A 10789-nucleotide genomic window follows, 5' to 3' on the forward strand; every position below is an offset into this window, starting at 1 on the left:
CCGCGGCGAGCTCTTGCCGATCGTGGTCTTTCGTGATCCCTCGGATCTGTGGGTGCTCCCGATATTGTTCGCAAGCTACCTGGTCGTCACACACAACCGCACTCGGGCGCCGCAGGGGGCGCCCGAGCACGAGGTGATCAGTCCAGTGCCGCATCCAACGTGATGTCGACGCCGGTCAGTGCCTTGCTGATCGGGCACGTTTCCTTGGCCGCCTGGGCAACCTTGGCAAAACCGTCGGCGTCGAGGCCGTCGACCTCGGCGCGAACGGTGAGCTTGATTCCGGTGAGCTTGAAGCCGACCGTGTCGGGGCCCAGCGACACGTCTGCGGTGATGTCGAGGCTCTGCGGGGTTCCGCCGGCCTCGGCGACCAGTGCCGACAACTGCATCGCGTAGCAGGACGAATGTGCCGCGGCGATCAGTTCTTCGGGGCTGGTGGTTCCGCCGGCTTCCTCAGCTGCGCGCTTGGGGAACGACACATCGAAGGTCGCGACACCCGAGCTGGTGAGTTCGACCTGTCCCGACCCGGCTTCGAGGGTGCCGTTCCAGGCGGTGCGTGCGGTACGAGTTGGCATTGCTGTCCCTACTTCCGTCTTCACATGATTCGGTGAACGCCTTGCGATCACGAACCTACCCGCGATACGTGAAGTCACACCTACTGTTTCGGACTGCTCTATCCGAGGAGAGTCGCGGTCAGCAATTTCTCGACGCGCGCCTGCGCGGAGTTCTCCGAGGAAAAGTGCACGATCCTGCCGATGTCGAACACCAGACCAAGCGCCGCGTGGACGAGGAACCGCGCTTGGACGATCGTCAACTCCGGCCGCGCTTCGACGCACAAGTGCGCCCACTCCTCCACGTTGAGCCGCTGGATGTTCCGCAACTCGGTCCGCGACCGGTCCGGCAAGCTGCCGATCTCGGCGAAATAGACTGCCAACAGTTCGCTTCTGCCGAACGAGACCTCGACGTACATCTTTGCCAATGTCTCTACGGCCGCGAGTGGTGTCTCCGACTCCGCCAACGCCGAACCCAACGTGATCGTCAGGCGATCGGACGCCCGGTGGAAAGCCGCGGCGAGTAAATCGGCCTTGCTCGCGAAGTGCCGGTACACGCTCGACGCGTTGATACCCGCTGCGGCGCCGATCTCCTCGATACTCACGTCGTGATAGCCGCGCTGATAGAACAGCAATACGGCTTCCTGAAGCAGCACTTCACGTTTCGACGTCCGGGCAAGGCCGGGTTTGCGTTCGGGCGCCTGTTTCTTGCCGCCGCCCTTCGCACCAACGGGCAACTCGACGCCGATGACCGACCAACAAGCTGCGAGAATCAACGATTCGATCTGCTTGGCGGACAACGCCGATCGATGACCGGTGATACTGGCGATCACGCTGAGCACAGCCGGTGCGATCAGCTCGACGTCGGCCGGGTCCAGTTCCGGGCGCACTGCGGCCAACGGCTCGGCAATCCGAAGATTGAGCGTGCGCATTCCCTCCCGCAATTGCTCACGATCCTCGTCGACCAGGTACCGGCCCTCCCAACGGTAGAGCCCTCCCCTACGCCGATTCTCGATCGTCGCGCGGATGACCCCCACCATGGTGGAGTTCAACTGCTCGCGTGGATCGTCGTTTCCGTGTACCGCGGGATCGCTGGCATCCAGCAACGCCTGGGTCAGGTTGTTCACGGTGTAGACGAACAGCGCGTATTTCGTGGGGAAATGACGATAGAGGGCCGGCCCGGAGATTCCGACCTTCGCTGCGATCTCGTCGATGCCGACCGCGTGGTAGCCACGTTCACTGAATGCCTCCGCGGCAGCGGCCGCGATTTGGGCCTTCCGATTCTTCGGACGCGTTCGTGGTGCAGAGCCACTGCCGCTCACGGAGACGCGTGTCTGTCCGGGCACCTGACCCTCCACTTCCGTTGCTTTCGTCCACTGCCTTCGTCCGCTGCACCGCACTTCTACGGGCGCGAGTCCGAACGGACCATGTTAACCGTCGCGAAGGTCGCAATTCGCGCCCGGTATGGCTTCACCCGAAACCCTACAACGCGGCTGTCACGGCGGACGGATTCCGGAAAAAGAGTCTTGACACCCGCTCTCACACCGGTGTTATGTTAGTGATGATTCGCACAAACTTGCACGCAGTCCGCTGGCGGGCTCGTTCCATGCAGCACAGGATTTTTATTCGCCTGCAATAGGGTTCGATGCCGATTGACCGATCGTAAGAAAGTAGTTGTGAGCAGATGATTCGCACTCGCTTCACCGAGATGTTCGGCGTAGACCATCCGATCGTGCAGGGCGGCATGATGTGGGTAGGACGCGCAGAACTTGTTGCGGCCACGGCAAATTCCGGTGCCCTGGGGTTCCTGACCGGCCTTACCCAACCCACTCCGGAAGATCTCGTCAAGGAAATTGCTCGGACCCGCGATCTCACCGACAAGCCGTTCGGCGTCAATCTCACGATTCTGCCGTCGATCACGCCGCCGCCGTACGCCGAATATCGCCAGGCGATCATCGAATCCGGGATCAAGATCGTCGAGACGGCCGGTTCCAATCCGATCGATCATCTTCCGCATTTCAAGGACGCGGGAGTGAAGGTGATCCACAAGTGCACTGCAGTTCGTCACGCGGTCAAGGCCGAGAGACTGGGCGTCGACGCCGTCAGCATCGACGGCTTCGAATGCGCCGGACACCCAGGTGAAGACGACATACCAGGGCTGATTCTGATTCCGGCGGCCACGCAGCAACTCACGATTCCGGTGATCGCGTCAGGCGGAATCGCAGATTCCCGCGGACTCGTCGCGGCGCTTGCGCTCGGAGCAGACGGCGTCAACATGGGAACTCGATTCATGTGCACCGTGGAATCTCCTGTAGCACAATCGGTTAAAGAGCAGATAGTCGCCAACACCGAGCGTGACACCAAGCTGATTTTCCGGACTCTACACAACACCGCACGCGTAGCAGCGAATGCGATCAGCGCCGAAGTCGTCGACATCGAGGCGCGCGGCGACGCGCAGTTCAGCGACATCCAGCATCTGGTCGCCGGGGCACGCGGGCGCAAGGTCTTCGAAGACGGCGATCTCGATGCAGGCATCTGGTCCGCCGGGCAAAGCCAAGGGTTGATCAACGACATCCCGACCGTCGCCGACATGATCGACCGCATGGTCTCGGAGGCCGAACACCTCATCACCTCACGGCTTTCCGGATTCGTCACCGCTGTGAGCGCGGCATGACCGCCACCGCCGAGACGGGCTTTCGCTCCGAAATCACCGACGGTGTACTGCGATTGACCTTCGACCGCCCGAAGCGGATGAACGCGATCGATCTACCCACGATGACTGCTTTCGCAGCCGCCGTCAGAGAGGGCGGCGCAGACCCGAGAGTTCGTACCATCGTGATCACCGGATCCGGTCGAGCGTTCTGCACCGGAGCCGATCTTGCGGCAGCGGCCCTCAACCCCGCAGACCCGAAAGTTGTCATGGATGCCGCGACTTCTCTGATTCGCGCCATCACCAGCGCCCCGGTCCCGGTGATCGCCGCGGTCAACGGCCCGGCAGCCGGCGTCGGAGTGTCCATCGCCCTGGCCGCTGACCTGACGTACGCAGCATCGAGCGCCTATTTCCTCCTCTCGTTCGTCAACATCGGCCTGATGCCCGACGGCGGCGCCAGTGCGCTGGTGCCGGCAGCGATCGGACGTGCCAGAGCGGCCGAGATGGCGTTGCTGGGCGAGCGGGTTTCCGCCGAGGACGCAGAGCGTTTCGGGCTCGTGTCCCGCACCGTCGCAGACGACGCGTTCGACGCACTCGTCGACTCGGTCGTCGATCGCACGTCGAAGGCTCCCCGACGCGCACTCGAACTCACCAAGCGCGCACTCAATGCGGCGACGCTGGACCGCCTCGATGCCGCGTTGGAGCTCGAAAATACCGGTCAGGCAGAACTTCTCACCGGCGACGACTTCAAAGAAGGCGCGATGGCGATGCTGCAGAAGCGCGCACCGCACTTCAAGTAGTCATTGCGAATTTTCGTTAACAAAACCACTGTGAGAATCGACGGCTCACTGTAGCCTGAGTCACACAATCACCCACGCATGAGAGGAACCCATCGATGGCCTCCACCGATGCAGTCTCCGAGGCGCAGCGTTCACGCCGCACCAACTGGAACAATCAGATCGCCAGGCATGCGCAGATGATTCCCGATCGCACCGCGCTGCGATTCTTGGGCGATTCCATCACCTGGAGCACCCTCGACGCACGCGTCGAGAAGCTGGCAGACGCTCTAGCCCGACGCGGCGTCAGCTTCGGCGACCGCGTGCTCATCCTGATGCTCAATCGCCCCGAATACCTCGAGATCGTGCTCGCGACCAACGCATTGGGCGCGATAGCTGTTCCGGTGAACTTCCGTCTCACGCCACCCGAGATCGCGTACCTGGTCAACGACTCCGGCTCCAAAGTCATTGTCGCCGAGGGACCATTGGCTCCACTGGCCGGAGCGGCGCGTGCCGCGTCAGAGGGTATCGACATCTCCATCACCGTAGGCGCCCCCGCCGAGGGTGACAGCCTGAACTACGAGGACCTGATCAGCGAGGCGGGCGAGCCGCACGCGTTCGTCGACATCCCGGACGACACTCCTGCACTCATCATGTACACCTCGGGAACCACCGGTCGCCCCAAGGGTTCGGTGCTCTCCCACTCCAACCTGTCTTCGCAAGCATTGACCTGTATCAGGGCCTTCCATCTGTTCAATGCCGATTCCATCGGCTTCTGCGCGTCGCCCATGTTCCACATCGCGGCCCTCGGTTCCATCGCGCCGAGCCTGCAACTCGGCACGACCACGGTGATCCATCCGGTCGGCGCATTCGACCCTGGTCAACTACTCGACATTCTCGAAGCCGAGAAGGTCACCAGCTTGTTCCTCGTGCCCGTGCAATGGCAGGCCGTGTGCGCAGTGCAGAAGGCGCAACCTCGAGCACTGTCGCTGAAGAACATCTCGTGGGGCGCCGCACCATCGTCCGATACCATCCTGCGGGCAATGGCCGAAACCTTCCCGGACGCATTCAATGTCGCAGTCTTCGGTCAGACCGAGATGTCGCCCATCACTTGCGTTCTCGACGGTGAGGATGCGATTCGCAAGCTCGGATCCGTCGGTCGGGTCATCCCGACCATTTCGGCCAGGGTCGTCGACGAGAACATGGACGACGTGGCGCCCGGTGAAATCGGTGAAATCGTCTACCGCGGGCCCACGATGATGAGCGAGTACTGGAACAACCCCACCGCCACCGCTGACGCCTTCCACGGTGGATGGTTCCACTCCGGCGATCTCGTTCGAGTCGACGACGAAGGCTTTGTCTACGTCGTCGATCGCAAGAAGGACATGATCATCTCCGGCGGAGAGAACATCTACTGCGCCGAGGTGGAAAACGTTCTCTACGAACACGAATTGATCGTCGAAGCGGCCGTCGTCGGTCGCCCCGACGCCAAGTGGGGTGAGGTGCCGGTAGCGATCGTCGCGATGGCGCCAGGTTCAGCCGTGGACTTGACCATCGAGGAACTGAGCAGCTTCCTCAATGATCGTCTCGCGCGCTACAAGCACCCGAAGGACATCGTCGTCGTGGAAGCTCTGCCGCGCAATGCAAGCGGCAAGGTCGTCAAGGGCGAACTGCGAGAGAAGGTCCGAGCGGTCGACGCAGTTTCCTGACTCCACACGCAAACGGGCGGCACCTCCACCGAGGTGCCGCCCGTTAACCTGTGCCTTTCAAGCACTCTGCGAATGCAACTTCCGATGCAGTTCTCGCACCAACGGAACCAACTCCGGCACCGGACCTTCGACCGGGACGTTCGGCGCAACCTCGTTGACGGACAGAGACTTCACCGGCGCCGGGGCCGCACCCCACTCCGCGAGCCAGTCGCCGAGTTGAGCCGAAGAGCAGATGTAGACGATACGTCCGAGGCCCACCCATGCGTGCGCAGCCGAACACATCGCGCAGTGCTCTCCCGAGGTGAATACCGTTGCCGTCGAACGCTCTTCCGGCGTCAGATACTGAGCCGCCCACCGAGCCAGCTCGAACTCGGGGTGGCGGGTGTTGTCGCCGCCCGCGATCCTGTTTCGATCTTCCGCCAGAAATGTTCCGTCGGCCGCTGCCAGGACGGAACCGAAAGGTTCGTCGCCGGCATCCAATGCTTCCGTTGCCAATTCGACGCAACGACGCAGGTGACCCAGTTCGATGTCGTTCATGTGTACGCCCTCTCCCGTGATACACGAAACGGGCGGCACCGGTGAGGTGCCGCCCGTTCGTTAATTACTCTGCTGTACTACTCTGCTGCGCTTTCGCTTTCGCCGGCCTTGGTCAGCTCGATCGGCGGTGCGTCCGGCACGTCGATCGGCTTCTTGGTGGGCGTGAACGTGAACTTCGCGTCCTCGCCCGAGCCTTCGCCGTCCCAGTTCTCGACGTCGACGAGCACGATGTGGCCGGGTCCGATCTCTCCGAAGAGGATCTTCTCGGACATCTGGTCCTCGATCTCGCGCTGGATGGTGCGACGCAGCGGTCGTGCACCCAGTACCGGATCGAATCCGCGCTTGGCCAGAAGCGACTTGGCCTTGTCGGTGACCTCCATGGCCATGTCCTTGTTCTTGAGTGCCGCCTCGACGCGAGCGAGCATCAGGTCGACCATCTGAACGATCTGCTCGTTCGTGAGCTGATGGAAGACGACGATGTCGTCGATACGGTTCAAGAACTCGGGACGGAAGTGCTTCTTCAGCTCGTCGTGAACCTTGAGCTTCATGCGCTCGTAGTTCGACTCCGTGCCCGTTCCCGAGCTGAAGCCCAGGCCGACTGCCTTGGAGATGTCCGACGTACCGAGGTTGGACGTGAAGATCAGCACCGTGTTCTTGAAGTCGACGGTACGTCCCTGACCGTCGGTGAGACGGCCGTCCTCGAGCACCTGCAGGAGGGTGTTGTAGATCTCCTGGTGTGCCTTCTCGATCTCGTCGAACAGCACAACGCTGAACGGCTTGCGGCGCACCTTCTCGGTGAGCTGGCCACCCTCTTCGTATCCGACGTACCCGGGAGGGGCACCGAACAGACGCGAAGCGGTGAAGCGGTCGTGGAACTCGCCCATGTCGATCTGGATCAGAGCGTCGTCGTCGCCGAACAGGAAGTTGGCGAGCGACTTCGCGAGCTCCGTCTTACCGACACCGGACGGGCCGGCGAAGATGAACGAGCCCGAGGGACGCTTGGGATCCTTCAGACCTGCACGCGTACGACGGATCGCCTTCGAGACGGACTTGACTGCCTCTTCCTGGCCGATGATCCGCTTGTGCAGTTCCTCTTCCATGCGGAGCAGACGAGTGGTCTCCTCCTCGGTGAGCTTGAAGACGGGGATACCGGTCCAGTTGCCCAGAACCTCGGCGATCTGCTCGTCGTCGACCTCGGCGATGACGTCCAGGTCGCCCGCACGCCACTGCTTCTCACGCTCAGCGCGCTGAGCAACGAGGGTCTTCTCCTTGTCACGCAGGTTCGCAGCCTTCTCGAAGTCCTGCGCGTCGATCGCGGACTCCTTCTCGCGACGCGCGTCGGCGATGCGATCGTCGAATTCGCGCAGGTCCGGCGGTGCAGTCATCCGACGGATGCGCATTCGCGCGCCCGCCTCGTCGATGAGGTCGATCGCCTTGTCCGGCAAGAAGCGGTCGTTGATGTAGCGGTCGGCCAGCGTCGCCGCTGCCACGAGAGCACCGTCCGTGATGGAGACACGGTGGTGAGCCTCGTAGCGGTCACGAAGACCCTTGAGGATCTCGATGGTGTGCTCGACGGTCGGCTCGCCCACCTGAACGGGCTGGAAACGACGCTCGAGAGCGGCATCCTTCTCGATGTACTTGCGGTACTCGTCGAGAGTGGTAGCACCGATGGTCTGCAGCTCACCGCGGGCAAGCTTGGGCTTGAGGATGGAGGCCGCGTCGATAGCGCCCTCGGCCGCGCCCGCACCAACGAGGGTGTGCAGCTCGTCGATGAACAGGATGATGTCTCCGCGGGTGTTGATCTCCTTGAGAACCTTCTTCAGGCGCTCTTCGAAGTCACCGCGGTAACGGCTGCCGGCCACGAGCGACCCGAGGTCGAGCGTGTACAGCTGCTTGTCCTTGAGGGTCTCGGGGACCTCACCGTTGACGATTGCCTGAGCCAGGCCCTCGACCACAGCGGTCTTACCGACACCGGGTTCACCGATGAGAACCGGGTTGTTCTTGGTACGACGCGAGAGAACCTGCATGACGCGCTCGATTTCCTTCGAGCGGCCGATGACCGGGTCCAGCTTGCCTTCGAGGGCAGCTTGCGTCAGGTTGCGACCGAACTGGTCGAGCACGAGCGAGGTGGACGGCGTGCCGGCCTCTCCGCGGGTGCCACCGGTTTCGGTGGGCTCCTTGCCCTGGTAGCCCGACAGCAGCTGGATGACCTGCTGGCGGACACGGTTGAGATCGGCACCGAGCTTGACCAGAACCTGGGCTGCTACGCCCTCACCCTCACGGATGAGACCGAGCAGAATGTGCTCCGTACCGATGTAGTTGTGTCCGAGCTGCAGCGCTTCGCGCAGACTCAGCTCGAGGACTTTCTTGGCGCGCGGTGTGAAGGGGATGTGACCGGACGGAGCCTGCTGGCCCTGGCCGATGATCTCCTCGACCTGGCTGCGGACTCCCTCGAGGGAGATACCCAACGACTCCAACGACTTGGCTGCAACACCTTCGCCCTCGTGAATGAGGCCGAGAAGGATGTGCTCCGTGCCGATGTAGTTGTGGTTGAGCATCCTGGCTTCTTCTTGAGCCAGGACAACAACGCGCCGCGCGCGATCGGTGAACCTCTCGAACATCGCTCTCCCTCACACTCTCCGGCGGGCAGGTTCGAGACCGGATGTCTCGTCCCTGGTCGCCGCGTTTCGCTCCGGCACTACAGACTGATCGCCTCGCCGGTCAGCGGACTGACGTCCACGAATCGACAAAGGTTGCACGACCCCACTTATTACTCTAGAGGGCGCGAAGTCCACCTGCTGCTCCTCCACCCGATTGGCGGCGGAAGCCGGACTGCTTACCGTTCACAACGTCGCAGCTGAGGGAATCGTTTCCCGGTTCCTGTACGCCTGAAGCGAACAGCGATTTTCGACGCCTGATCAGCCGAATATCGGGAGTACCCGAGTGCACGGCACCTCACGCGGATTCGACGGATCAAGCGCGTTGAGCGTCAGAGTCGCCGTTCGCTGCGACGCCACCAACGCGATGTGATCCGACAGGTCCTGCTCGCAACCGTCCTGAACAACTATGTTCGACGCGTTCGACGCGGCCAGTATTCCGCTGCTGTACGGAACGACTACCTGATCGAACCGAGTCACGATGTTGGTGTATTCGACGTCATCGGAGTAGACGCCCGCGTCGCGCAGTTCGGTCACGAAGGTGGCGTTGTCGAAATCCGGTCCCCCGACGCCTTCCGGCGGCCCGACCTCCGAGCCGTCCCACAACGGAGCGATGGAGACGATCTTGGAAACCTTCGCGTCGCCGCCGAGAAACTTGGCGTAGTACGCACTGACCGTCGTCCCCTGAGAGTGTCCGATCAGGTCGACCTTCGAGGCACCCGTCGCAGAGAGAACGTCATCGACGAAGTCCGACAGCTGCCCTGCGCTGTCTCCGAGTGGTGCGAGACCGCCGGCTGCGGAAATCGGCCACGGCTGGTCCGTTCGATTCCCGAAGGTGAGCGCGAAAACGCAGTATCCCTCGTTGGCCAGTACGGGTGCGAGTACGCCCCAATTGGTCTGACGGTTGGCCGCCGTCCCGTGCACCAGGACGACTGGATCAGGATGAGCAGCGGAAGGCGTGCACGAGAAGTCGTTGGTGCCAGGGGCCGATCCGCCCGGGTTGGTCGCTTCGAGGGCGATTCCACTGAAGAAACCGGACGGAACGGGAAGAGGTTCGTTCGCCGACGCAAGAGGTGCGGCTGTCGCGGCCACGGCCCCCGCCAGAGCGAGCGCACCCACGCATGTTCGAATCCCCACCGAAGGCCTCCACATATTGATCAACCCACGACGGGCAATACCGAGTTGCACGGTACCGGCCGCTGATGCGCGGGATCGAGTGCATTGAGAGCAAAAGTCGCCGCGCGCAGCGATGCCGCGATGGCGAGGTGATCGGAGATGTCTTGCTCACAACCGTCCTGGACGACGATGTTGGTTGCGTTCGGCCCGGGCTCCAGCCCATTTGTATACGGCAGCACCAGTTCGTCGTAGCGCGTCGTGATGTTCGTGTAGTGAACGCCCGGCGCGTAAACGCCTCCCGCACGGAGATTTTCGATGAACTCCGAACCGGCCCCCATGTTCAGGCACGCCTTGCAGATCGGGAATCCTGCCTGTGCCGCCTCGGATACCCCGAGTTCGCGAAGGCTGCGGCCGATACTTGCCTGCTCGTTTCCGAGGGTTCCCTTCCACAGCGATGCCACCGAGACGATGTTGTCCACTTTGTCGGCACCGCCGAGGAACTTCGCGTAGTACCCGTTGATGATCGTGCCTTGCGAATGCCCGACGAGATCCACCGACGTTGCGCCCGTAGCGCCCAGAACTTGATCGACGAAATTCGACAATTGTGCTGCGCTGGAAGGAATTTCCTGCATTCCACCGATGGCCGACAACGGCCACGGATGCTCGGGGAAGTTGCCGTACGTCAGCGCGAAGACGCAGTAGCCCTCGTTGGCGAGCAACGGCGCATAGGTGGCCCAGTTGGTCTGCCTGTTTCCACCCGTTCCGTGAACGAGCACAACCGGATTGGGATGTTCGG

Annotated in this window: 9 protein-coding genes; 3 read left to right on the plus strand and 6 right to left on the minus strand. The window is 62.3% G+C overall.

The genetic code is table 11. The features are described from left to right. Positions 1-137 precede the first annotated feature (137 nt). Both ABX74_RS08515 and ABX74_RS08520 read right to left on the minus strand, forming a co-directional pair. On the minus strand, positions 138-572 hold the full coding sequence (locus ABX74_RS08515) for an OsmC family peroxiredoxin (protein WP_047888638.1): 435 nt from the start codon (positions 570-572) through the stop codon (positions 138-140). Positions 573-670: 98 nt separating this feature from the next. Continuing rightward, positions 671-1894, minus strand: a complete 1224-nt coding sequence (locus tag ABX74_RS08520) for a TetR/AcrR family transcriptional regulator (RefSeq protein ID WP_047888639.1) — start codon at positions 1892-1894, stop codon at positions 671-673. Between the two features lie 338 nt (positions 1895-2232). Here ABX74_RS08520 and ABX74_RS08525 point away from each other — a divergent pair, with 338 nt between their 5' ends. The 3 genes from ABX74_RS08525 to fadD5 all read left to right on the plus strand — a co-directional run bounded on the left by ABX74_RS08525 (position 2233) and on the right by fadD5 (position 5683). After that, positions 2233-3222: an NAD(P)H-dependent flavin oxidoreductase gene (locus ABX74_RS08525; protein ID WP_019746804.1), complete on the plus strand. Its 990-nt coding sequence runs from the start codon at positions 2233-2235 to the stop codon at positions 3220-3222. Next, complete coding sequence (locus ABX74_RS08530; protein ID WP_019746803.1) at positions 3219-3998, plus strand: enoyl-CoA hydratase; 780 nt, start codon at positions 3219-3221, stop codon at positions 3996-3998. The genes ABX74_RS08525 and ABX74_RS08530 overlap by 4 nt, the downstream gene beginning before the upstream one ends. Positions 3999-4093: 95 nt before the next feature. Next, positions 4094-5683 carry a fatty-acid--CoA ligase FadD5 gene (gene fadD5 / locus ABX74_RS08535; RefSeq protein ID WP_030534800.1) on the plus strand — a complete coding sequence of 530 codons (1590 nt, stop codon included), beginning with the start codon at positions 4094-4096 and terminating at the stop codon, positions 5681-5683. A gap of 57 nt (positions 5684-5740) precedes the next feature. Here the strand turns inward: fadD5 and ABX74_RS08540 are convergent, their stop codons facing one another. The 4 genes from ABX74_RS08540 to ABX74_RS08555 form a co-directional block, all read right to left on the minus strand. Then, the gene (locus tag ABX74_RS08540) at positions 5741-6220 is read right to left on the minus strand and encodes a nucleoside deaminase (protein ID WP_019746801.1); all 480 of its coding nucleotides are present in this window, start codon (positions 6218-6220) and stop codon (positions 5741-5743) included. Positions 6221-6297: 77 nt separating this feature from the next. After that, entirely contained in the window at positions 6298-8841 is a 2544-nt protein-coding gene (locus tag ABX74_RS08545; protein ID WP_003945604.1) for an ATP-dependent Clp protease ATP-binding subunit, read from the minus strand. Positions 8842-9138: 297 nt separating this feature from the next. Then, positions 9139-10029 carry an esterase/lipase family protein gene (locus ABX74_RS08550; protein WP_047888640.1) on the minus strand — a complete coding sequence of 297 codons (891 nt, stop codon included), beginning with the start codon at positions 10027-10029 and terminating at the stop codon, positions 9139-9141. 5 nt (positions 10030-10034) lie between these two features. Further along, positions 10035-10789 (minus strand): esterase/lipase family protein (locus tag ABX74_RS08555; protein ID WP_047888641.1); only part of this gene is annotated, 755 nt, incomplete at its 5' end.

The sequence above is a fragment of the Rhodococcus sp. ARP2 genome (assembly GCF_001029585.1).
In the GTDB taxonomy this organism is placed as follows: Bacteria; Actinomycetota; Actinomycetes; order Mycobacteriales; family Mycobacteriaceae; genus Rhodococcus_F; species Rhodococcus_F erythropolis.